This window comes from Arthrobacter globiformis, assembly GCF_003261175.1.
Lineage (GTDB): Bacteria > Actinomycetota > Actinomycetes > Actinomycetales > Micrococcaceae > Arthrobacter > Arthrobacter globiformis_A.
Genome location: NZ_QLNP01000105.1, coordinates 267,725 through 291,149, shown reverse-complemented (window position 1 = coordinate 291,149; position 23,425 = coordinate 267,725). Strand labels below are relative to the sequence as shown.

The window sequence follows — 23,425 nt, the reverse complement described above, 5'->3', positions numbered from 1 at the left end:
CATAAGCCAGGGGTCCGCGATCCGTCAACTAGACTGGGTGGCGGGCAACAGCCGCCCACGCGCACCCCAGCAGTCCAGAGGTGGTATTCGAGTGCCCAGCAGCAGTATCCCGCGCCGTACGGCCCTCAAGACCGGCGCCGTCCTTCTGGGCCTGTCGCTCACTTCCTGCACGAGCGAAGCCCGGCCCACCCCGTCGTCCGTTGCGGCAAGCACCACAACAGCAGCCACTGACCCCTCGGAAACCTTCACGTTCGGCACGGCCTCGCAGCCGCTGGGCCTTGACCCCGCCCTGGCCAACGATGTCGAATCGCAGCGGGTCACCCGGCAGATCCTGGAGGGGCTGGTGGGCGTCGACCAGACAACGGGCGAGCCCACGCCATTGCTGGCAACGCAGTGGACGGAGTCGCCGGACGGCCTGGCCTATACGTTCACACTTCGGCCCGGCGTCACGTTTCACGACGGTTCCCCTTTTAACGCCGACGCTGTCTGCACCAACTTCGACCGTTGGTTCAATTTTTCCGAGGCCCTTCGGAAGCAGGCTCCGGGAACCACCTTCAAGGGAGTCTTCAAGGAGCACGCCGACCATCCGGAGCTGTCCGTCTTCAAATCCTGCACCGCCCTGTCGGCGCTGCGGGTGCGGATCAACCTCACGGAACGCTTCACCGGCTTCCTGCAGGCGCTGACGCTTCCCGCGTTTGCCATCTCCTCCCCCAAGGCACTCGCCGCCGGGAAGGCCGATCAGCCCACCCTGCGGCGCGGCAGCCAGGCACTTTCCGCCTACGCCACCCATCCCGTGGGCACCGGCCCCTTCCGCTTCTCCGCCTGGGACAGCGCGGGAGTCACACTCACGGACAACAAGGAGTACTGGGGCACCCGAGGACAGATCGCCACCCTCAAATTCGTCACCTACGACCACCCGCAGACGCGGCTGCAAGCCCTGCTGGACGGCAGGATCGACGGCTATGACTCCGTGACGGTGGGAAACTTCGACCAGCTGGTCAAGCGCGGCAAGCAGATCATCCAGCGGGACCCGTTCTCGGTGATGTATCTCGGCATGAACCAGGCAATTCCGGTACTGAAGGACCTCAAGGTCCGCCAGGCCATCGAGCTGGCCATCGACAAGGACACGCTGATCAGGCGCTTCTTCATCGACAACACCGCCCAGGCTTCGCAGTTCGTTCCGCCCAAGCTGAGCGGGTTCAACAACAACGCACCCGCACTCGGCTATGACCCCCGCAAGGCGAAGGAACTCCTGGCAGAGGCCGGCTACAGGGGCCAGGCACTGAAGTTCTACTACCCCATGAACGTCACCCGGCCGTACCTGCCCACCCCCGAGAAGGTCTATGCGGAGATCAGCCGCCAGCTCACGGCGGTGGGCCTGAACATCCAGCCCGTCCCCGTGGACTGGACGGACGGCTACCTGCAGAAGGTGCAGAACCCCGGCGACCATGCCCTGCACCTACTCGGCTGGAACGGTTCCTATTCCGACGCGGACAACTTCCTCGCCCCGCTCTTCGGCGAGAAGAACGGGGAGTTCGGCTACCAGGACCCGCAGGTGTTCTCCAAGATCGACCGCGCCCGCGGACTCCCGGACGGCCAGGAACGCACGCAGCAGTACCAGACCATCAACGCCCAGATCGCGGAGTCCCTGCCCGCCGTCCCCATCGCTTTCCCGATCTCCGCACTGGCCCTGTCCGACCGGGTGATCAGCTATCCCGCCTCGCCGGTATTAAATGAAGTTTTCACGAAGGTCCAGCTGAGGCCTTGACGCCGGGGCGCAATTTCAGTTAGAGGCGGTACAGGGATATTCTGTGACAGCCAGAGCCGCCTACGGGAGACTGATTGTGACCTTCATTTCCAAGACCCAACATGCCGACGTCGTTCTTATTGGCGGCGGCATTATGAGCGCCACGCTGGGTGCGTTCATCAAGCAGCTCGAACCCAACTGGACCGTCTCGCTGTTCGAGCGGCTCGACGAGGCCGGCCTGGAAAGCTCAGGACCGTGGAACAACGCCGGCACGGGGCACGCCGCGCTGTGTGAGCTTAATTACTCCCCCGCAGCCAAAGACGGCTCCGTCAATCCCGCCAAGGCACTGCACATCAACGAGCAGTACCAGCTGTCCCGCCAGTTCTGGTCCCACTTGGTGGACAACTCCCTGATCGGCTCGCCCAAGGGCTTCATCAACACGGTTCCGCACATGAGTTTCGTCATCGGCGACGACAACTCCACCTTCCTCAAGACCCGGTACAACGCGCTCAAGGAGCACACCCTGTTCCGGAGCATGGAGTACTCCGAGGACTTCGCGCAGATCGCCAAGTGGGCGCCGCTGATCGTCAAGGGCCGCGACACGAAGCAGCGCGTTGCCGCCACCCGCGCCGCCGAAGGCACCGACGTCGATTTCGGTGCCCTGACCCGCGAGCTGACCGGATACCTAGCCAACAACGGCGTTGAAATCAACTACGGCCACGACGTCACCGATCTCCGCAGGGCGTCCGACGGCGGCTGGGACCTTTCGCTCAAGCACCGCGCTTCCGGTGAGCGCGGCAGCATCCGGGCCAAGTTCGTCTTCGTCGGCGCGGGCGGCGGAGCGCTGCACCTGCTGCAGGCTTCCGGCATCCCCGAAAGCAAGGGCTTCGGCGGGTTCCCGGTTTCCGGCCAGTTCTTCCGCTGCACGGACCCGTCCCTCGCGTCCCAGCACAACGCCAAGGTCTACGGCCAGGCTTCCGTGGGTGCTCCGCCGATGTCCGTGCCGCACCTGGACACGCGCTACGTCAACGGCAAGCGTTCCCTCCTGTTCGGCCCGTATGCCGGTTTCTCGACGAACTTCCTGAAGAACGGCAGCTACCTGGATCTTCCGCTGTCCATCCGGCCGAGCAACATCATCCCGATGCTCGCCGTGGCCAAGGACAACATGGACCTGACCGCCTACCTTGTTAAAGAGGTGGCCAAGCGGCACGGTGACAAGGTGGAGGCGTTGCGCGAGTACTACCCGGAGGCCAAGGACGGCGACTGGGAACTCATCACGGCCGGCCAGCGGGTCCAGATCATCAAGAAGGATCCGAAAAAGGGCGGTGTGCTGCAGTTCGGCACCGAGGTGATCGCCGCCCGCGACGGTTCCGTCGGTGCCCTCCTCGGCGCTTCACCGGGAGCCTCCACGGCCGTGCCCATCATGATCGAGCTCCTGCAGAAGTCCTTCCCCAAGAACTTCAAGGGCTGGCAGTCCAAGCTCAAGGAAATGATGCCGGGCTACGGCGTCAAGCTCAACGAAAACCCGGAGCTGGCGGCGGAACTCGAGAAGGCCACCGCCAAGAGCCTCCAGCTGGAAGCATCGCCCGCCGTTCAGCGGTGACCCTCCAGCGGTGACCGTCAGGCGCTGACCGGCGGGTTGCGGCAGGCACCACGAAGGCAAACAGTCCGTCGACCCAGGAGATCATGCGATGTTCCGGCTGGCCCAACTATCCCTCGGGAATCGCGCGCTCATCGCGCTGATCACCATCTTCGCCTCGGTGTTCGGCGTGATCACCATGTCCTCGCTGAAGCAGGAACTCATACCCCCGGTTGAGTTCCCGAGGATCACGGTGATCACGTCGATGCCCGGGGCGTCGCCCGAGGTGGTGGACAAGCAGGTCAGCCGTCCGCTGGAGACGGCGCTGAACGGCGTCGAAGGCCTGGAGTCGACATCGGCCACCTCCCGCAACGGCGTCTCGCAGATCAGCCTGGTGTTCACCTATGGTTCCAACCTGGACCGGGCCCGGAACCAGATCGACCGGGCGATTTCCAACGCGAAGCGTACGCTCCCGGACGACGTCCAGCCCCAGGCCATCGCCGGCAGCATCAGCGACTTTCCAATCGTCTTCCTCGCCGTCTCCTCCGACAAGCCGCTGAGCGAGCTGAACACGGACCTTCAGCGGTTATCGGTACCGAGGCTGCAGAAGCTCGACGGCGTCCGAGGCGCCGACGTTACGGGCGGTGCCAACCGGCACATCCTGATCCAGCCGAACACGGCCAGCATGGCCGCCGGCGGTGCCAGCATCCAGTCGATCCGGAACGCCCTGACCAACAACGGCGATCTCGTTCCGGCAGGCACGATTGAAGAGAAGGGCCAAAGCCTCTCCCTGCAGATCGGCAGCCCGGTCGACTCCGTTGCCGCGGTGAAGTCCCTGCCGCTCAGCGGCGGGCAAGCCGGCACCACCATCGGTTCTGTGGCCGACGTCAGCATCAAGGATGACGCGCGCACCTCCATCACCCGAACGAACGGCCTCGAAACGCTTGCCATTTCGGTGACGAAGAAACCCGAGGGCGACACCGTGGCGATCTCGCACGCGGTGAAGGATCTGCTGCCACAGCTCGAGGCGGAGCTTGGCTCGAACGCCAAGTTCACCCCCGTCTTCGACCAGGCACCCTTTATCGAGAAGTCCATCAAGGACCTCGCCACGGAGGGCCTCCTGGGCCTCGGTTTCGCGGTGGCCGTCATCCTCCTCTTCCTCATGTCCGTCCGCTCCACCCTGGTCACCGCCGTCTCCATTCCGCTCTCTCTGCTGATCACCTTCATCGGCCTGTCCGGCACGGGGTATTCGCTGAACATCCTCACTCTTGGGGCGCTGACCATCGCCATCGGCCGGGTAGTGGATGACTCGATCGTGGTGATCGAGAACATCAAGCGGCACCTGAGCTACGGCGAAGCCAAGCTCACCGCGATCCTCACCTCCATCCGCGAGGTGGCCGGCGCCATCACCGCCTCCACGCTGACGACAGTGGCCGTCTTCCTCCCGATCGCCTTCGTCGGCGAACTCACGGGGGAACTGTTCCGGCCGTTCGCCCTGACGGTCACCATTGCGCTGCTCTCCTCACTCCTGGTGTCCCTGACCATCGTTCCCGTGCTCGCGTACTGGTTTCTGAAGAGCCCCGCCAACGGAGCCGGCGAGGCCCCCCGCTCCGCCCGGGAAGTCCAGGCGCAGGCACACGAGGCCGAGCAGCGCAGCATCCTGCAGCGCGGCTACCTTCCCGTCCTGACCAAGACCCAGAAGCACCCCGTGCTCACCCTGATCGCCGCGGTCCTGGTCCTCGGCGGGACCGCTGCAATGACGCCGCTGCTCGCCACCGACCTGCTGGGACGCTCCGGCGAGAACAGCATGACGGTCAAGCAGGAACTTCCCGCCGGCACGAGCCTCGACGACACCAGCGCCGCGGCCCGGAAGGTCGAGGACGTGCTCCTCGGCATCGACGGCATCAGGGACGTCCAGGTGACCTCCGGCAACGCACAGGCGGGCTTCACCGCGCTGACGTCCTCGGGCACCTCCAACTCCTCGTTCACCGTGGTCACCGAGGAAAAAGCAAACCAGGGCAAGCTGCAGGACACCGTCCGCAGCGAACTGGCGGCGGCGGGTGCTGCCGGCAAGATCTCCGTCGGTTCCCAGCAGGGAGGCTTCGGAACGTCCTCCACCGTGGACATCACCCTGAAGGCGGCCACCTCCGAAGATCTGAAGAAGGCCAGCGACGCCATGGTCAAGGCCATGGCCGGAGTTCCCGGAAGCAGCGAAGTGACCACCAACCTGGCTGCCAGCCAGCCCGTGGTGCAGGTGAAGGTTGACCGGGCCAAGGCCGTTGCCGCCGGCCTGACCGAAGAGCAGGTGGCGGGCGTCCTCGCCTCCACCATCAGCCCCGTGCCCGCAGGCACCGTGCGCATCGACACGGACGACTTCCCCGTCCAGATCGGCGAAGGAAGACGCTTCACCAGCATTGCCGCCGTCCGCGACATCCCGCTCCCCACCGCCTCCGGCGCGGTCCCGCTCAGCCGGATTGCCGCCGTCGAACAGGTTGACGTCCCCGTCTCCATCACCTCCAGCAACGGCCAGCGGACCGCGCAGGTGTCCGTCACGCCGTCGGGATCCAATCTGGGTGCCGTCAGCGCGGAGGTGCAGCAGCGCCTCAAGGCCGTGGACCTTCCCGCCGGGGTGACCGCGGCGATCGGCGGCGCCACCACCCAGCAGGCAGAATCCTTCCGGCAGCTCGGCCTCGCACTGCTGGCCGCCATCGCCATCGTCTACGTGATCATGGTGGCGACATTCAAGTCGCTGGTGCAGCCGCTGATCCTCCTCGTGTCGGTGCCATTCGCCGCCACAGGAGCAGTTGCCCTGCTCCTGGTCACGCGGGTGCCGCTGGGGCTGCCGTCGCTGATCGGCATGCTGATGCTCGTGGGCATCGTGGTGACCAACGCCATTGTGCTGATCGACCTGATCAACCAGTACCGGAATCCACGCGGCGGCAACCCGGGCATGAGTGTTGCCGACGCCATCATGCACGGCGCCCGGCAGCGGCTCCGGCCCATCCTGATGACCGCGCTGGCCACGGTCTTCGCGCTGACCCCCATGGCCCTGGGCATGACGGGCGGCGGCGGGTTCATTTCGCAGCCGCTGGCCATTGTGGTGATCGGCGGCCTGGTGTCCTCCACCGCGCTCACGCTGGTGCTCGTCCCCGTGCTGTACCGGCTGGTGGAGGGGCGGAAGGAGAAAAAGGAGCTCTTGCGCCAGCTCAAGCAGCGACCCAATTTCTCCCCGGCCGATGACGACGTCGACGCAGAGTTCGCGGACTGGACCACCGGCATGGTGCCCAAGCTCAGCGGACGCCGCGCCGCCCCCGGCTCCCCCGAATAGCCCGGCGCCTCCCCACTTCTCCTCCCCACCCAACTGGGTAGCACTTCAGGGCGTTCCCAGCGCTGGGAACGCCCTCAGCTGCTACCTAGATCACGTGACTGTCGCGCGCCCTGTGGATAACCCAAATCCCGCCTCTCGTTTTTGGCACGATGGGGCCATGAAATATCCAAGCCCTTTGCCGGAGCATCTCTCGGGCGTGCCCTTCACCGTGGATGAAGGGCTCAACGCCGGAGTTGCCCGGGACCGGCTGAAGAACGGCGGCCTCGTGACTCCCAGCCGGAGCATCCGGTTGCCTTCAGGCGCCAGCACCAGCCCGGAGTGCCTGGTGCAGCTTGCACAGTTGGCCAGGCCTCACACGCTGGTTACTCGCCTTTCGGCGGCGTCACACGCCACGGCATTCCTGCTGTGGGAGTTCCCCGGCTTTCTCCCGGGCGCTGACAAGCCGGGCATCCACATTTCCCGTCCGGATACCGTTACCATCGCCCGGCGTCGGCGTGTGGTGGGCCACCGCGGGCAGTTCTTTCCGGACGAAATCGTGGAACTCTACGGGGTGTTCGTGACCAGCAGGGCCCGGACATGGCTGGACATCGCGCGGCGGATGAGTATCGACGAGCTGACGGTGGTGGCTGACCACCTCCTGCGCCGTCCCCGCCCCGAGTTCGAGGGTAGGTCCGCAGCGCATGCCACCCGTGAAGAACTCGCCGACATGCTGGACAGGCACAAAGGAACGCCCGGGATCAGAAAGGCCCGACTGGCACTGGAACAGGCGTGCGTCGGCGCGGATTCTGCCCCTGAAACACGGCTCCGGCTTGCCTTGGACCGCCGCGGCCTTCCCAAGGCGGACGTCAACGTCCCGGTGACGCTGGTTGGCGGCGTCGTGCGCCAACCCGATCTTGCCTACCCGGAGTTCCGTGTGGCCGTGGAGTATGACGGCGAGGGGCATTCGGATCCAGCACAGGTGCTGAGGGATATAAGCCGCGACGAGGATTTCGCGGCCGCGGACTGGATCCTGGTGCGGATCGGCAAAGCCCACATGGAGAACGACGCGCGGGCGGCCGTCCGAAAGGTCCGCTTGGCGCTCCTGGCGCGCGGCTGGTCCCCATCTGAGTAGCAGTTCAGAGGGTTCCCAGCGCTGGGAACGCCCTGAACTGCTACCCAGTTGGGAGCGGCGGGAATAACCTGGCGCCGGGGACGTTGAGGGCAGTACATGCAAATGCATGCAAATCGGGTACACTGGTAGCACAGGCCCGAACAACTTCGGCGAACGGAAGGCTCATCATGCAGATCGGCGTATTCAGCGTCAGCGACATCACCCAGGACCCCACCACGGGCCGGACGCCCACCGAGCACGAGCGCATCAAGGCATCCGTGGCGATCGCCAAGAAGGTCGAAGAAATCGGCATGGACGTCTACGCCATCGGTGAGCACCACAACCGGCCGTTCTTCTCGTCCTCCCCCACCACCACGCTCGCGTACATCGCCGCCCAGACCGAGCGCATCACGCTGTCCACGGCCACCACGCTGATCACCACGAACGATCCGGTCAAGATCGCCGAGGACTTCGCCATGCTGCAGCACCTCGCCGACGGCCGCGTGGACCTGGTATTGGGCCGCGGCAACACGGCCCCGGTCTACCCCTGGTTCGGCAAGAACATCCAGGACGGCATCGAGCTCGCCATCGAGAACTACAGCCTCCTGCGCAAGCTGTGGGACGAGGACACCGTCAACTGGTCCGGCAAGTTCCGCACGCCGCTGCAGAACTTCACCTCCACCCCGCGACCGCTCGACGGCGTGTCCCCCTTTGTCTGGCACGGCTCCATCCGCAGCCCGCAGATCGCGGAAGTGGCGGCCTACTACGGCGACGGTTTCTTCGCGAACAACATCTTCTGGCCCAAGGAGCACTACCAGCAGCTGATCAGCCTTTACCGCGAGCGCTACGAGCACTACGGCCATGGCAAGGCGGACCAGGCCATCGTGGGGCTGGGCGGGCAGTTCTTCATGAGGAAGAACTCCCAGGACGCCGTGAAGGAGTTCCGGCCGTACTTCGACAACGCCCCCGTCTACGGCCACGGCCCGTCGCTGGAGGACTTCACGTCCCAGACCCCGCTGACCGTTGGCAGCCCGCAGGAGGTCATCGAGAAGACCCTCACGTTCCGCGAGTTCTTCGGCGACTACCAGCGCCAGCTGTTCCTGATCGACCACGCAGGGCTGCCGCTGAAGACTGTCCTGGAGCAGCTGGACCTGTTCGGCGAGGAAGTCCTGCCGGTCCTGCGCAAGGAGTACGCAGACCGCACGCCGGCGCACATCCCGGCTCCACCCACGCACGCCGGACGCGTTGCCGCACGGATCGCAGCCGAAGAAACCGCTGCCTCCCCAACGGAGTCGCGATGACACCCCGGACCGCGTCGGGCACGTCCGCCGTCCGGCTAGCCGCCGAAACCTGGGAGTCACTGTTCCGGGCGCAGGTGGCTGTGATGCGCCGGCTGCAGTCCGGCCCTGCCTTCCGGGACCTGGCGGTGAACGAGTACGACGTGCTGTTCACACTGTCGCGGTGCCCGTCCGGCTGGCTGCGCCTGAACGAACTGAACGACAACGTGCTCCTGAGCCAGTCCAGCCTGAGCAGGCTGGTGGATCGGCTGGAGAAACGCGGCCTCGTGGAACGCATGCCGGCCCCGGACGACGGCCGGGGCGTGTTGCTCAAACTGACCGAGGAGGGCGCCGCGCTGCAGAAGGAAATCGGCCGGGAGCATGTGCGGGACATCGCCGAGCTCGTGGGCCCGGCACTGACGGCGGCAGAGCAGCGGGAACTGCTGCGGCTCACGGAGAAGCTGCGCGCGTCGCTGCCGTCCCGTTAGTCGCTGCCGTCCCGTTAGCGGGACGGCAGGCGGCCCCGCCGTCGGACGGCCGACGGCGGGAGGCCAGCTAAGCGGGTAGTTCCGGTCAGCCGATGACGGCCAGCTTGCCCGGATCCTCCGCCGGCAGGTCGCCGTCCACCGTGGCGGAGACCCGGATCTCCCGGAGGGAGAGGCTGCCGCCCACGGTGGACAGGAAGGCTGTGTCCGAGGAGTCGCGCCCGGCCGTGATGCGCAGCATGGCCTCCCTGGGCGCTAGGCCAGTGGGGTCGATCACGTGCCACGCCCCGTTGATATGGGCCTCGGCCACGGCATGGAAGTCCATCGGGGAAAGGCCCGGCGCATAGACAGCCGCCAGCCGGGAAGGCACGTTCTTGGCACGCAACAGCGAGATGGCCAGGTGCGCGTAGTCCCGGCACACGCCGCGCCGGTTCAGGAGGGTCTCCACGGCGCCGTCCGTTCCCCGGGAGGAACCGCTGACATAGCGCAGTTCGTTGAACACCCAGTTGCGGACGGCGTGCAGGAGCTCCTCGCCCTGGAGTCCGCCGAACTCCGCATACGACGTGGGAAGCAGCCGGTCAGACTCCGCGTAGCGGCTGGGCCGGACGTAGCGGATCAGCTCCATCAGCGCGGCATCCTCAGGTTCGGCGCGGCCCGCAACGGTCGCCGAGTAATCCACCGTGACGTCCGTGGGGTCGGCGAACTCCATGTAGTGGAACCTGCCGCCATGGTGGTCCGAAATCTCAGTCAGCGGTACCGGTTCCCCGTCCGCCGTCACGCTGAGGTTCTCCTCGAAGGACGTGTAGCCGGCGTTCCTCGCCACGGAGATGGCCATCGCCACTTTGGTGTCGGCCACGGTCTTGAATACCAGGCGGGCAGCAACAGTTCGTTCCATGGGTCTCCGGGGTGTGAGGCGGCGTCAGCCAGTCGCGGCTGCGGACGGGGGATGTGCCGGAGGCGCAGCAGGACTAGTTTTTGATCTTCAGAGACATTAGCATCCGCTGGACATTGGCGAATTCGGAGCCGTCGTTGACGTAGCCGGCGGCCTGGTCAAGCGTGTCGAAGGCCTTGGCCGGGGCCACCTTTTCATCCGGAGCAAACGCCTTCAGGGAGCGCACGTCGCTGAACGAGTAGTTCCCCTTGCCGGCCAGGCCCTGCACCACGTTCTGCAGCTGGCAGGCCTTGGAATCGGCGCCGCCCACCAGGTTGGTGATGCCGTAGGAGCCGAAGTAGCGGTAGCCCTGGATCACCCTGAACACCACGTGCGGGTCGATGGTCCCCTGCCCGCCGCTGTGCGGCAGCTCGACGGGGACACTGCTGACGACGACGTAGGATTTGCGGGCGGAGGCGGCACACGTGGCTGCCGCGGCCTCCGGCAGCCCGGTCTGCAGGGTGGCCAGATAGGTGCCTTCCGCGTCCTTGACCTCGATCTTCACCGCGCCGGGAAGGGTTCCCTTGTCCGGGTCCACCGACTGGGCAATCCAGTCCTGCGGAAGCTCGAAGCTCACGGTCTTGGCGGGGTCGGTGAAGACCTTCCATGCCGCTGCCGTGGCACCGGCCGTCGCAGAGGCACCGGCGGACGCGCTTGCGGAGGCACTCGCGGACCCCGAGGCTGCCCCGCTCGCAGGGCTCGTGCCGGGCTCCGCCGTCCAGACGGGCGCGCCCTTGCCGTCGCTGCTGCAGCCGGCCAGTGCCGCCGTCAACAGCACGACGGCGGCGATCCCGATGCGTCCAGAGGCGGTGATCCCTGTCATGGCTCCAGCCTAGCCGGGACGCCGGGCCCGTCCGGGGGTTGCCGGGCAGCGTTTCGACGATGAATTAGCAACTAGGCTGAGGTCATGGACGAACATGAGCTTGACGAAGCAGAGCAGACGCTGGCGAACATGTCCGCCCTCGACATTGCCGACTGGCGGCTGCGGACCTTCGCCCTCTACGACACGGTGCGAAAGATTGCCGCGGACAGCCCTGAGGAAGCGCACGCCTACTGGCGCCAGGAGCGCGACCGCATGTTCGGCACACATGCTGCATCGGCACTGACGGCGGAGGCCAAGTCGTCCTTCTACGGACTCAGGACCGCCGACTACGATCCCATCTACCGCTTCTACGTGCCCCTGACCAAGGAAGGCGCCGGGCGGGAAATGACCGTCGAAACGGGAACGGACGGGCTGGTCAGGTTTGTCCGGCTGGGAACGTTCGACCTTCCAGAAATGGGACAACTGGCCGTGTGGAAGCTGATGGGCTACGGCGGCGGGATCTTCGTCCCGTTCCGCGATGCCACCGCCGGTAAGCCCGGCGGAAGCTACGGTGCCGGCCGCTATCTCCTGGACACCATCAAGGGCGCGTTCCACGGCGTCCGCGGCTCCGGACCCGACGCCCAGTACGTACTGGACTTCAACTTCGCCTACAACCCCTCGTGCGCCTACAACGAGGCCTGGGCCTGCCCGCTCGCCGGCCCGGCCAACCGGCTGGCTGTGGAGATCCCTGTCGGCGAGCTGTACTGACGCCACGCAGTTCGGGGCCGCCCAGCAGGAAACACTCCGCAGGGCACATACGATGGCTGAATGACTCCTCCCGTCCAGCGGCGGATCGCCCGCGTCCGCCCCCTCGCCCCTACCCCAAACCCAGACTCGGACAAAGCACCGCTGCCCGAGCAGTTCTTCGTGGCCAACGACGCCGCCGACTTCCTGGGCACTGCGGGACGGACCTGGACGGTGGTGGAGTCTCCCTTCCCCGGCTCGCGCGCCAATGCCGGCAGCGCCCACCGCAAGGGATGGGAACCCGGAGCTGAAGTCTCCGAAGACAGCTTCACGTTCCTGGCGCCGAGCGTCCCGGCCAACGTCCTCGGGATGGCCCACAACACCGGGCAGGCCGGCCGGGACCTTCCCGCACAGGCCTTCCACAAGGCGGCCACCAGCGTGATCGGACCGGGCGAGGCGATTGAACTGCCGGCCGGAATCGGACTGGTGGAGCCGGAGGCGGAACTGGCCGTCGTCGTCGGCCGGACAGCGAAAAACCTGACCCTCGGCAACGCACGGACGGCGGTCCTGGGCTACACCATCGGCAACGACGTCACCGCACGCAAGCTGCAAAAGTCCGATGAACTCTGGCTGAGCGCAAAGAGCCAGGACACGTTCACGCCGGCCGGTCCCTGGATCGTCACCGGGCTGGACCATGCTGACCTGCCCGTCGGCGTCGTCCATAACGGCACCGAACTGCCCGCCGCCAGCACCGCGGACCTCGGCTGGAAGGTGGACGAGATCCTGGTCTACCTGACGTCGTTCATGACCCTGCACCCCGGCGACCTGGTGCTCACCGGGTTCCCGGCGGCGAGCGCCGGCATCCAGCCGGGCGACACCGTCACCTGCCGGGTGGGCGGGATCGGAGAGCTTTCCAACCCCGTCACGGCCGCTAGCCGACCGGCACCCTAACCCGGAATCAGGCCCAGGTGCCGGACGCTTCCGACGGCGGCTGTCACCGCCGCGGCAGCTGCCTCCAGGTCGGCGGCGGTCACCGACGAATCAAAGCTGAACCTCACTGCGGTCTGCGCCACCTCCGTTTCGATGCCGAGTGCCACCAGCACCGGCGACGGCGCATCCGAGCCGGCCGCGCACGCCGAGCCGCTGGAGCACACCACGCCCTGGCGCTCGAGTTCGAGGAGCACCGACTCCCCGCTGGTGCCCGGGAAGCAGAACGACGCCACGGACGGCAGCCGCTCAGACGGATGGCCGGTCAGCAGCGCACCCGGAATGCTTCCCAGCACGGCGGCAATAAAACGGTCGCGCAGGCCGGTGACGCGGGCCGCGAGCGCGGGCCGGTCGGCGCGCGCCAGGGTGAGGGCGGTGGCCAGGGCCACCGCGCCGGCAACGTTTTCGGTGCCCGAGCGCCGGCCGCGTTCCTGGCCGCCGCCATGCACCAGGGGCTCGATGCGGGTCCGGCCCCGGACGAACAGGACCCCGTTGCCCTTGGGCGCCCCGAGCTTGTGCCCGGAAATGCTCAGGGCGTCCACGCCGAGCGCCCGCACATCCAGCGGCAGCCAGCCGGCGGCCTGCACGGCGTCGGTATGGAAGGGGATCCCCCGCCCCCGCGCCAGATCCGCCAACTCAGCCACCGGCTGGACGGTCCCCACCTCGTTGTTGGCGTACATGATGCTGACCAGCGCGGTTTCGTCCCGCAGCACCGCGGCGAGTGCCTCCGGGGTCACGGTTCCGTTCCCGTCGACGGGTACGACGTCCACAATGAAGCCGTGGAAGCGTTCGAGGTACCGTGCGGACTCCTCCACGGCCGGGTGCTCGACGGCGCTGATCACCACCCGGTTCAGCGCCGGGTCCGCGGCCTGCCGCGCCAGGGCAATCCCCTTGACGGCGAGGTTGTCCGCCTCCGTGCCGCCCGACGTGAAGGTGATCTCCCCGGGCCGGCAGCCCAGCACCGCGGCCACGGTCTTGCGGGCGTCCGCGAGTGCCGCCGCGGCGGAATCGCCCAGCGAGTGGTGGCTTGACGGGTTGCCGAATTCGCCGGTGAGGTAGGGCCACATGGCCTCCAGCACCTCCCGGCAGACGGGTGATGTGGCTGCTGCGTCCAGGAAGATCATGGCGTGCTCATCCCACTGTCAGTTCGACGTCCAGGCCGAGGTCCAGCGCCGTGACGCTGTGTGTCAGGGCGCCCACCGAGATGACGTCCACTCCGGCGGCGGCGATGTCCGCCACGGTGCGGAGGTTGACGTTGCCGCTGGCCTCCACAATGGCCCTCCCGGCCACCTGGCGGACGCCGGCACGGAGTTCCTCCAGGCTGAAGTTGTCCAACATGATGGTGTCCACTCCGGCGGCCAGGACGGGTTCGATCTGGTCGGCGCTGTCCACCTCCACCTCGAAGTGCGTGGTGTGCCCCAGCTGGGCCTTCGCGTCGGCGAGGAGGGCGGTCAGCCGTGCCGGGTCTCCCCCGGTCATGACGGCCAGGTGGTTGTCCTTGGCCAGCACGGCGTCGGAAAGGCTGTACCGGTGGTTGGCGCCACCGCCGCAGCGGACGGCGTACCGTTCCAGGACCCGCAGGCCGGGGGTGGTCTTGCGGGTGTCGGTGATGCGGGCTTTGGTGCCGGCGGCCAGAGCCACGAATTCGGCCGTCTTGGTGGCGATGGCGCTCATCCGCTGTGCCAGGTTCAGGCCCACCCGCTCCGCCAGCAGCACGCTGCGCGCCCGGCCGGTGACCCGTGCCAGCTTTGTTCCGGCGGCGAACGCCTCGCCGTCGGCCACGAGCAGCTCCACCTGCGTATCGGGGTCCACCATCAGCATGGCGTCGCGGAACACACTGCCGCCGCTGAAGACGCCAGGGACGCGGGCGTTGAGCACCGCGGTGGCGCTGGCCTGGGCCGGGATCAGCAGCTGCGAGGTGATGTCGCCACTGGGCGCATCCTCCGCGAAGGCCCGCTCCAGGATCTCGCGGACGGGTGCTGCAGGGAGGGTCAGGCTAGTCATGGACAAGGCTCGCTTTCGGGCTCATTCTGAATTCTTCGTCTAGGTCGCCGACCGAAAGGTCTGCCGGCTGGCTGTCATCCCGGTAGTGCGCGCCGAGCGACACCTGCCGCTCCCGCGCTGCGTGGACCAGCAGCTGCGCGGCGAGCAGCAGGTTGGCGTCCTCATGGGTCCGCGGGTCCGCCGCCTGCGGCACCGCTTCAGGACGGACGACGGCGGCCCAGCGGGCAAGCGCGGCCCCCGCCTCCCGCAGCAGCCCCCCACTGCGCAACACGCCGGCATTGGCAGTCATCAGCCGCCGCAGGGCATCCCGAGAGAACTCCCCGGGTTCATGCGCTTCGACGAACGGCAATCCTCCGCGTGCTCCCTGCGATCCCCCTCGCCTCGCAAGCTCGGCCAGGGAACCCGGATCGCATGGGCCCACGGCCGCAAGCGGCCTCCCCTTGACGCACGCTTCCGGATCACTGCCCGCCGAATCGGCGGAGGCCGTCAGGAACGCCTCAACAGCCCGCCGCCCGAACACTAGTCCCTCCAATAGCGAGTTGCTGGCCAGCCGGTTGGCGCCCTGGACGCCGGTGCAGGCGACTTCGCCGGCCGCGAAGAGTCCGGGGACGGTGGTGCGGCCGTGCAGGTCGGTGGAGACGCCGCCCATCCAGTAGTGCGCGGCCGGCGCGACGGGGACGAGCTCACGGGTCCAGTCGATGCCGGCTTCCCGGGTGCGCCGTGTGATGGTCGGGAAGCGGCGCTTGAGGAACCCTGGTCCCCTGGCGTCCTCGATGGCCCGGGCGTCCAGGTAGACGTGGCCGTTGGGGTCGCCGAGCGCGGCAAGGTGCAGGGCGATGCTGCGGGAAACGACGTCGCGCGAGGCGAGTTCGGCGTCGGGGTGGTAGGCACCCAGGAAGCGGTGGCCCTGCGCGTCAACGAGGATGGCCCCCTCGCCGCGCACTGCCTCGGAGATCAGCAACGGATCCTGGGCATCGTCCGGCTTTGCTCCCCCGGTTGTCCGTGACCGGTCCGGCCTAACCAGGCAGGTGGGGTGGAACTGGAAGAACTCCAGGTCCGCGACCGCGGCACCGGCGCGCCAGGCGAGTGCCAGGCCGTCGGCAGTGGCAACGGCAGGGTTGGTGGTCTGTGCGAACAGCTGCCCTGCCCCGCCGGTGGCCAGCAGCACAGCATCGGTCTGGATGCTGCCCGGCCGGCCGTCCTGCAGGAACTCAACGCCGGTGACCCGCCGGCCCTGCTGGAGGAGTGCGGTGACGCTGGCGTGGCCCAGCAGCCGGATCCTGCCCGTGGCCTGCGCGGCCAGCACGGCGCAGATCAGGGCGTTGGCGATGCCGGCGCCGGTGGCGTCGCCGCCGGCGTGCAGGATCCGTGGCGCGGAGTGGGCGGCCTCGAGACCCAAGGCGGGGTCGCCGTCGTCGTCCAGGTCAAAGCGGACGCCGAAGCGGCCGAGCCCGGCGATGTCACGGCGCGCCTCGGTGCAGAGCACCCGGACCGCAGCCGGGTTGCAGTGCCCGGCGCCGGCCTTCAGGGTGTCGGCGATGTGGGCGGCCACGGTGTCGCCGGGAGCCGGCTCGTCCAGAACGGCGGAAATGCCGCCCTGGGCGAAGTACGTGTTGCTGTCCGCGAGCGCGCCCTTGGTCAGCAGCACCACATCGGCGCCTGCCTCAGCCGCCAGCAGCGCGGCGTACAGGCCGGCGATGCCGCTGCCGACGACGGCGAGCCGCCGCCGTGCGTCCGTTCCGTTTTCGCTGGTCATGGTCGGCTCCCTATTGGGGCTTGGCGGCGAGCATGCGCTCGAGTGCTGTCCTGGCGTCCTGCTGCACGTCATCGTCCACGGTGATGCGGTTGACGATGCGGCCGGCGACGAGCTCCTCGAGGACCCAGGCCAGGTAGCCGGGGTGGATCCGGTACATGGTGCTGCACGGGCAGATGACCGGGTCCAGGCAGAAGATGGTGTGCTGCGGGTACTGGGCGGCCAGCCGGTTCACCATGTTGATCTCGGTTCCGATCGCGAAAACCGTGGGTTCGGTGGCTGCGGCGATGGCCTTCTGGATGAAGTCCGTCGATCCGGCGGAGTCGGCTGCGTCCACCACTTCCATGGGGCACTCGGGGTGCACAATGACGTTGACGCCCGGGAAGTCGGCGCGCGCCTTCTCAATCTGGGCCACGCTGAAACGCTTGTGCACCGAGCAGAATCCGTGCCAGAGGATCACCCGGGAATCCAGCAGCGCCTGCTCGTCGTTGCCGCCAAGTTCCTTGCGCGGGTTCCACATGGGCATCTGCTCGAGCGGGACGCCCAGCGCCTTGGCCGTGTTCCGGCCGAGGTGCTGGTCCGGGAAGAACAGGACGCGCTGGCCGCGCTCGAAGGCCCATTCGAGGACCGTCTTGGCGTTGGAGGACGTACAGACGATGCCGCCGTTCCGGCCGCAGAACGCCTTCAGCGCCGCGGAGGAATTCATATAGGTGACCGGGATGACGGGAACGCGGCCTTCGGCGTCGGGCTCGGTGCCGAAGATCTCTTCCAACTGTTCCCAGCAGTCCTCCACGGAATCGGCGTCGGCCATGTCCGCCATGGAGCAGCCGGCTGCCAGGTTGGGCAGGATGACCGCCTGCTCCGGTGTGGAGAGCGTGTCAGCGGTTTCCGCCATGAAGTGCACGCCGCAGAAAACGATCGCTTCGGCATCGGGCCGGGTCAGCGCGGCGTTGGCCAGCTGGAATGAATCCCCGACAAAGTCGGCGTACTGGACAACCTCGTCGCGCTGGTAGAAATGGCCCAGGATGACGGCGCGGTCACCCAGCGCCGCCTTGGCAGCCCGGATCCGGGCATCGAGTTCAGCTTCGCCGGCCAGCTTGTACTCATCGGGAAGCTGGCCCTGGCGCGGCGTGGAGGCAGGCGCGACGTCCGTGCTGGAGGCGCCGGGACCGTACGCGGGAACGCCGGCGAGCGTTTCCGCGAGGTCGTATTCCCAGGGACCTTTGGCGAGCGCCGGGCTGCAGGTGCCGCCGGCGCCGCCAGCCGTGGCCTTCTCGGCCTGTTCACGCGTGATCAGCTGGATGGCAGTGTTGACGCTGCTCATGGGGTGCTCCTGTTATCTGGGTCAAGGCCGGGGCGGCCGGTAAATCGGTAAAGACGCGGCGGGCGGTGCTTGCCGCCCTGCAGATATTCACCGGTTTCTTCGATTTCCGGCGTCGACTTGATCTGGCGGCGGAAGTTTGCGGGGTCCAGTTGCGTGTCCAGCACGGCTTCGTAGACCTCGCGGACCTGGGCGAGGGTGAAGTATTCCCCCAGGAAGTGGTAGGCGATGGGGCCGTACGCCAGCTTGTTCCGCAGGCGCCAGAGTGCGTAGTCCACTATCCCGTTGTGGTCGAAGGCCAGGCTGCCAAGCTTGTCGGCGCGGAACCACCGGACGTTCTCGGATTCGTCCGCGAGGGCCGCTTCGGTGGGCTGGACCAGCGCCCAGTAGACGATGGACACCACGCGCTGCGTAGGCGAGCGGTGCAGGCCGCCGAAGGCGTAGAGCTGCTCGAGGTAGCTGGGTGCCAGCCCGGTCGTTTCCCTCAGGTTCCGCGAGGCGGCGTCCTGCAGGGATTCAGTGTGGGTCAGCGGACCGCCGGGCAGGGCCCAGAGCCCCTTGAAGGGCTCCCGAATCCGCCGGACCAACGGAATCCACAGGGTGGGCCGGCCGGAGGACTCGCTGGGGCGGAGCGCGAAAATCACAGTGGAAATGGCGAGCGACGGCGGCGCGGACTGCCGCTCGGCCACGTTGGCTGAGGTGGTGTACACGGTAATCACCCGCTTCGCTGCGATCGGCCGGCCTGTCTGGTGCCGGCCTCGGTTAGTTATAGTCAAGTTGACTCAAACTGATTCTACGACCGGTCCCCCGGGATGCAAAATGTTTCGCCGGAAGTGGGTGTAAATTCGAAAGGTCCCAAAAGGACCAGTTCCCCAACCCCAAGAAGGTACGCAGCATGACGACGAAGTCCACGGCAGAGCGACCCGCAGTACAGCTCCGCCACAGCATGAAGCCCCGGCAACTCACCATGATGGGCCTGGGCAGCGCCATAGGGGCCGGGCTCTTCCTCGGCTCCGGCGCCGGGGTCCAGGCGGCCGGCCCAGCGGTCCTGGTTTCCTACCTCGTCGCCGGCACGCTCATCATCCTGGTCATGTGGGCGCTGGGCGAAATGGCGGCAGCCAACCCCAACAGCGGCGCCTTCTCCGTGTACGCCGAACGCGCCATGGGCAAGACCGCCGGGGCAACAGTGGGCTGGCTCTGGTGGCTGCAGCTGGTGGTGGTCATCGCCGCAGAGGCGCTCGGCGCCGCGGGGCTGCTGTTTTCGGTCTGGCCGGTGGTTCCCGTGTGGGCGCTCTCCCTGGTGTTCATGGTGGTGTTCACCGGCATCAATCTGGCCGGCGTGAAAAACTTCGGCGAGTTCGAGTTCTGGTTTGCCATCCTCAAGGTGACCGCCATCGTCCTGTTCCTGGCCATCGGCGCCGCGTTGCTGCTGGGCCTGCTGCCGGACGCGGCATCCCCGGGCCTGGCCAACATCACCGGAGACTTCGCGCCCTCGGGCCTTGCCGGCATCGCAACCGCACTGTTCGTGGTGATCTTTGCGTTCGGCGGTACGGAGATCGTCAGCGTCGCAGCGGCGGAGACCGAAAACCCCGAGCACAGCGTCACCAAGGCCATCCGGACGGTCGTGTGGCGGATCCTCGTCTTCTACATCGGCTCCGTCTTCGTGATCGCAGCCGTCCTTCCCGCCACCTCGGAGGCGCTGTCGTCCCCGTTCGCGGGCGTCCTGGACGCCGCCCGCATCCCGGGTGCCGCCACCGCCATCACCCTGGTGGCCGTCGTCGCCCTGCTGTCCGCCCTGAACGCGAACCTGTACGGGGCGTCCCGCATGGTGTTCTCGCTGGCAGAGCGCGGCGAGGCTCCCGGCTTCCTGTCCCGGCTCAGCGGCGCAGGCGTGCCGGTGGCCGCCGTCGGCGTCTCGGTCGCGTTCGGCTTCATCGCCACGGTCCTGGAACTGCTGTTCCCCGAGCGGATCCTGCCGGCCCTGTTCCAGCTCGTCGGGTCTACGTGCCTCGTGGTCTGGGGTTCGGCACTGGTCTCCCAGTTCATCCTGCGCCGGCGGGCGGACCGAGACGGCACCCCCCTGCCGCTGCGGATGCGGGGCTTCCCCGGGCTCACCGTGTTCGGCCTCGTTCTGCTGGGGCTGGTGTTTGCCGTGGGCTTCAGCGCCGAGAGCAGCCGCATCCAGCTGATCAGCACGCTGCTGCTGATTGCGGGCATCGCCGCCGCCTGCTGGGCAGGTGCCCGGATTGCGGGATCCCGGCGCGCCCGGCGCTCCTAGCCGCGGATTTCCCCGCTCTGCCGGCAGGTAGAGTGGTGCCCATCCACGGCGGACCGGCGACGAAGCAGTCCAGGCGAGCCCTGTACATGATGAGGACTGAGACTTGACGAGGACAGAGGCGATGAGCGGCAGACACACCGGTGAACAGCACTCCCACACGGTCGAGGGCACCGACCCGCAACTGTACGTCGCGGTGCACGACCCCCAGAACGACGCCGGACTCCGTCCCATCCTGCTCATCCACGGCTTCTCCGCGTCGAGCAAGCTGAACTGGGAAGACACCGGCTGGATCCCGGCGCTGCTGGAAGCCGGCCGCCGGGTCATCGCCATCGATCTCCCCGGACACGGCAGGAGCGGCGCGCCAGAGGACATGGACTCCTACTCCCCCAGCCGAATCAGGGCGGACCTGCTGCAGATCGCGTTCGACGCCGGAGCCCGGCCTTTGCGCGACGGTGACCCCGCCAGCGGACTGGACGTGATCGGCTATTCCCTGGGTTCCCGGCTCGGCTGGGAGTTCGGCGCCACCCAGCCGGAGCTGGTGCACCGGCTGGTTCTGGGCGGCCCGAACATGGCTGATCCGCTGGCGGCCTTCGACCTCGTCGCTGCCCAGCGCTACCTGGCCGATGGCACGCCTATTGCGGACGCGTCGACGGCCGGGCTCCTCAGCATGGCTCAGGCGCTCCCGAGCAACAACATCTTCGCGCTGCTGTCCCTGGTGGAGGCGATCAAGGGTGAACCGTACGACCCGGCCGAGGCCGTGCCGCACATGCCCGTGCTGCTGGTGGCCGGCGAAAACGATGAACGCGCCACGTCCATGCCGCAGCTTGCCGAACTGGCACTGAAGGCCGGTTCCACTGCCGAGCAGCTGGTGCTGCCCGGCCGCACACACACCAACGCCATCACCAGCCGGGCCTTCAAGCAGGCGGCCATCACGTTCCTCGGCAACTAGCCGGCGAATCGGCCCGGCTTTCCTGCACCCCGAGTCTCCCGCCCGAACGCCGTCGAATACCCCGGCTCCCGCCGGAGCCGACGGGCGTAGGCTGGACTTTGGGGGCGGAGACACCGGAAGAGGAACCCATGGGCATGGTTTTTGAGGACCGGGAAGACGCAGGACGGCAGCTTGCGGCCGCCCTTCCGCAGTTCCGCGAGCGCCCGGACACCCTGGTGCTGGGCCTGGCCCGGGGCGGCATTCCGGTGGCCGCCGCCGCGGCCGAGGTCCTGCACCTGCCGTTCGGTGCCCTGCTGGTCCGCAAGCTTGGCATCCCGGGCCATGACGAGACTGCCTACGGCGCGCTCGCGTATTCAGACGGAAGGATCGTCCGCCTACTCAACAGACCGCTCGTGGAGCGGATTCTGGACGACGGCGTGCGGCAGGAGTGGCTCGACCAGGTGGAGCACCGGGAGCGGGCCGAACTGATGCGCCGCGCCGACAGTTATCCGGCCGTGCACCCCGACGTCAACGGCAAGACCGCCCTGCTCGTGGACGACGGCCTGGCCACGGGGGCCACCATGCGGGCGGCCGTGGAGGCCGTTCGGATGGCGGGCGCGGCAGCGGTAGTGGCCGCCGCGCCCGTCGGTTCGATCGAGGCGGAGAAATCATTGTCCCGGGTCTGCAATGTCCTGTGTCTGCACCTGCCCGGAAGATTCCGGGCAGTGGGGGCCTTTTACCGGCACTTCGAGCAACTGAGCGACGAGGACGCCATCGCCCTGCTGCACGGCGCCCGCATCTAGTGCCGGCTCACGCCGAGGGGCCGGCCCCGCGTTTCCTTCGCCAGGATCACGCCGATGGCTGAGATGACGCACAGCACCATGATGTAGATGCCGATGGAGCCTGTCCACTTGGTGCTCTGCAGAAGTGACTCGGCGATGGTGGCGGCAAACGCGCCGCCCAGGATGGCGCCGAACGCGTAGCCGATCGAGATCCCCGAGTACCGGACGTGGGCGGGGAACATCTCCGCGTACATGGCCGACATGGGGCCGTAGGACAGGCCAAGGCCTACCGTGAGGACAAACAGCGCCACGCCGTAAAGCACGATGTCCCTCGTGTCGATGAGGGCGAACATCGGGATCATCCAGGCGAAGACAATCGCGTAGCCGGTCAGGAAGGTCTTGACCCGGCCGATCCGGTCCGAGAGCCAGCCGCCCACCAGGGTGAAGATCAGCCACCCGAAGGATGCCAGCGTGGTGGCCAGCAGAATCTGCGGCGTAGGCATCTTCAGTGTCCTGGTGGCGTAGGCGATGAAGAAGGCAATCAGGAGGTAGCCTGCCGCGTTGTTGCCGATGAAGATCAGGGTGGAGTGCAGTACCGCCTTCTTGTGGTGGCGGATGAGCTCGCCGAGGGGCGCCTTGCTTTCGGCCTTGCGCGCGGTCATTTCCTTGAAGACCGGGCTTTCGCCGACTGCGCGGCGGATGATGTAGCCCACCACGATCAGGACGATGGAGAGCAGGAAGGGAACGCGCCAGCCCCAGGCGGCGAAGTCTTCCTTCGACATTCCGGAGTTCAGGAAGAACAGCAGCCCCGTGGCCAGAATCATGCCGACGGGAACACCGATCTGCGGGTAGGCGCCGAACAGCCCCCTCTTGTGCAGCGGCGCGTGCTCCACGGCCATGAGGGCGGCCCCGCCCCATTCGCCGCCGGCAGAGAAGCCCTGCAGCACACGGAGGAGGATCAGCAGGATCGGTGCCCAGGCGCCGATTTGGGCGTACGTCGGCAGCATGCCGATCAGGGCCGTTGCGGCACCCATCATGATGAGGGTGAACACCAGCATCGCCTTGCGGCCCAGGCGGTCGCCCAGGTGTCCGGCAACGATGGCGCCGAGCGGGCGGAACAGGAAGCTGATGCCAATCAGTGCGAAGGAAAGGATCTGCGCCAGGCCCGGGTTGGATTGGTTGAGCGGGGCGAGGAACAGCGGCGACAGCAGGGTTGCCGTCAGCTGGGCGAAGATGAAGAAGTCGTACCATTCGATGGTGGTGCCCACCAGCGTGCCGGCGAGGACTTTGCGTTCCTCACGCTTGCTGCTGGGGCCAACCTCTGAATCTACGGGTGAAGTTGCGGTCATTGAAACTCCGTGGCCAGGGCAGTGCTACTGCCGAAGTTGA

The 23,425-nt window shown here is 67.3% G+C and carries 19 protein-coding genes; 11 read left to right on the top strand and 8 right to left on the bottom strand.

Annotation, left to right across the window (positions count from 1 at the left end; genetic code table 11):
• The first annotated feature begins 91 nt into the window (after positions 1-91).
• From DBZ45_RS22095 to DBZ45_RS22070, 6 genes are all read left to right on the top strand, one after another.
• Positions 92-1,768 (top strand): ABC transporter substrate-binding protein, encoded by a 1,677-nt coding sequence (locus tag DBZ45_RS22095; protein WP_190243223.1) that lies wholly within the window; start codon positions 92-94, stop codon positions 1,766-1,768.
• Positions 1,769-1,844: 76 nt separating this feature from the next.
• Complete coding sequence (locus tag DBZ45_RS22090; protein WP_111905938.1) at positions 1,845-3,350, top strand: malate:quinone oxidoreductase; 1,506 nt, start codon at positions 1,845-1,847, stop codon at positions 3,348-3,350.
• 88 nt (positions 3,351-3,438) lie between these two features.
• Positions 3,439-6,654: an efflux RND transporter permease subunit gene (locus DBZ45_RS22085; RefSeq protein ID WP_111905937.1), complete on the top strand. Its 3,216-nt coding sequence runs from the start codon at positions 3,439-3,441 to the stop codon at positions 6,652-6,654.
• A gap of 157 nt (positions 6,655-6,811) precedes the next feature.
• Entirely contained in the window at positions 6,812-7,765 is a 954-nt protein-coding gene (locus tag DBZ45_RS22080; protein ID WP_111905936.1) for an endonuclease domain-containing protein, read from the top strand.
• Between the two features lie 167 nt (positions 7,766-7,932).
• Positions 7,933-9,045: an LLM class flavin-dependent oxidoreductase gene (locus DBZ45_RS22075; RefSeq protein ID WP_111905935.1), complete on the top strand. Its 1,113-nt coding sequence runs from the start codon at positions 7,933-7,935 to the stop codon at positions 9,043-9,045.
• The gene (locus DBZ45_RS22070) at positions 9,042-9,509 is read left to right on the top strand and encodes a MarR family winged helix-turn-helix transcriptional regulator (RefSeq protein ID WP_111905934.1); all 468 of its coding nucleotides are present in this window, start codon (positions 9,042-9,044) and stop codon (positions 9,507-9,509) included. Before DBZ45_RS22075 ends, DBZ45_RS22070 begins: the two co-directional genes overlap by 4 nt.
• Positions 9,510-9,594: 85 nt before the next feature.
• On the opposite strand, the gene DBZ45_RS22065 is transcribed toward DBZ45_RS22070, so the two are convergent.
• Positions 9,595-10,401: a transglutaminase-like domain-containing protein gene (locus tag DBZ45_RS22065; RefSeq protein WP_111905933.1), complete on the bottom strand. Its 807-nt coding sequence runs from the start codon at positions 10,399-10,401 to the stop codon at positions 9,595-9,597.
• A gap of 73 nt (positions 10,402-10,474) precedes the next feature.
• The gene (locus tag DBZ45_RS22060; RefSeq protein WP_111905932.1) at positions 10,475-11,260 is read right to left on the bottom strand and encodes a hypothetical protein; all 786 of its coding nucleotides are present in this window, start codon (positions 11,258-11,260) and stop codon (positions 10,475-10,477) included.
• An 84-nt stretch (positions 11,261-11,344) separates the two neighbouring features.
• Here DBZ45_RS22060 and DBZ45_RS22055 point away from each other — a divergent pair, with 84 nt between their 5' ends.
• Together DBZ45_RS22055 and DBZ45_RS22050 are read left to right on the top strand one after the other, a co-directional pair.
• A complete protein-coding gene (locus DBZ45_RS22055; RefSeq protein WP_111905931.1) occupies positions 11,345-12,007 on the top strand; it encodes a DUF1684 domain-containing protein in 663 nt (220 codons plus the stop codon).
• Between the two features lie 60 nt (positions 12,008-12,067).
• Complete coding sequence (locus tag DBZ45_RS22050; RefSeq protein WP_111905930.1) at positions 12,068-12,934, top strand: fumarylacetoacetate hydrolase family protein; 867 nt, start codon at positions 12,068-12,070, stop codon at positions 12,932-12,934.
• Here DBZ45_RS22050 and DBZ45_RS22045 read toward each other — a convergent pair.
• Genes DBZ45_RS22045 through DBZ45_RS22025 form a run of 5 tightly spaced genes read right to left on the bottom strand, consistent with a single transcriptional unit; the run spans position 12,931 to position 18,758 of the window.
• On the bottom strand, positions 12,931-14,094 hold the full coding sequence (locus DBZ45_RS22045) for a cysteine desulfurase family protein (RefSeq protein WP_111905929.1): 1,164 nt from the start codon (positions 14,092-14,094) through the stop codon (positions 12,931-12,933). The genes DBZ45_RS22050 and DBZ45_RS22045 overlap by 4 nt on opposite strands.
• A 7-nt stretch (positions 14,095-14,101) precedes the next feature.
• Positions 14,102-14,974 (bottom strand): carboxylating nicotinate-nucleotide diphosphorylase, encoded by an 873-nt coding sequence (gene nadC / locus DBZ45_RS22040; protein WP_111905928.1) that lies wholly within the window; start codon positions 14,972-14,974, stop codon positions 14,102-14,104.
• Entirely contained in the window at positions 14,967-16,730 is a 1,764-nt protein-coding gene (gene nadB, locus DBZ45_RS22035) for an L-aspartate oxidase (protein ID WP_111905927.1), read from the bottom strand. Before nadB ends, nadC begins: the two co-directional genes overlap by 8 nt.
• Positions 16,731-16,740: 10 nt before the next feature.
• Positions 16,741-18,051: a quinolinate synthase NadA gene (gene nadA / locus DBZ45_RS22030; RefSeq protein WP_111905926.1), complete on the bottom strand. Its 1,311-nt coding sequence runs from the start codon at positions 18,049-18,051 to the stop codon at positions 16,741-16,743.
• Positions 18,048-18,758, bottom strand: a complete 711-nt coding sequence (locus tag DBZ45_RS22025) for an NUDIX hydrolase (RefSeq protein ID WP_111906027.1) — start codon at positions 18,756-18,758, stop codon at positions 18,048-18,050. The genes nadA and DBZ45_RS22025 overlap by 4 nt, the downstream gene beginning before the upstream one ends.
• Positions 18,759-18,943: 185 nt before the next feature.
• Between DBZ45_RS22025 and DBZ45_RS22020 the strand changes: the two genes are divergently transcribed.
• The 3 genes from DBZ45_RS22020 to DBZ45_RS22010 all read left to right on the top strand — a co-directional run bounded on the left by DBZ45_RS22020 (position 18,944) and on the right by DBZ45_RS22010 (position 22,057).
• The gene (locus DBZ45_RS22020; protein WP_111905925.1) at positions 18,944-20,326 is read left to right on the top strand and encodes an amino acid permease; all 1,383 of its coding nucleotides are present in this window, start codon (positions 18,944-18,946) and stop codon (positions 20,324-20,326) included.
• Positions 20,327-20,447: 121 nt separating this feature from the next.
• Complete coding sequence (locus DBZ45_RS22015; RefSeq protein ID WP_111905924.1) at positions 20,448-21,275, top strand: alpha/beta fold hydrolase; 828 nt, start codon at positions 20,448-20,450, stop codon at positions 21,273-21,275.
• A 128-nt stretch (positions 21,276-21,403) separates the two neighbouring features.
• Positions 21,404-22,057, top strand: a complete 654-nt coding sequence (locus DBZ45_RS22010) for a phosphoribosyltransferase (protein WP_111905923.1) — start codon at positions 21,404-21,406, stop codon at positions 22,055-22,057.
• Here DBZ45_RS22010 and DBZ45_RS22005 read toward each other — a convergent pair.
• Positions 22,054-23,385, bottom strand: coding sequence for an MFS transporter (locus tag DBZ45_RS22005; protein ID WP_111905922.1), 1,332 nt, complete (start codon positions 23,383-23,385; stop codon positions 22,054-22,056). The two genes, DBZ45_RS22010 and DBZ45_RS22005, sit on opposite strands and share 4 nt — an antisense overlap.
• Positions 23,386-23,425: the final 40 nt, after the last annotated feature.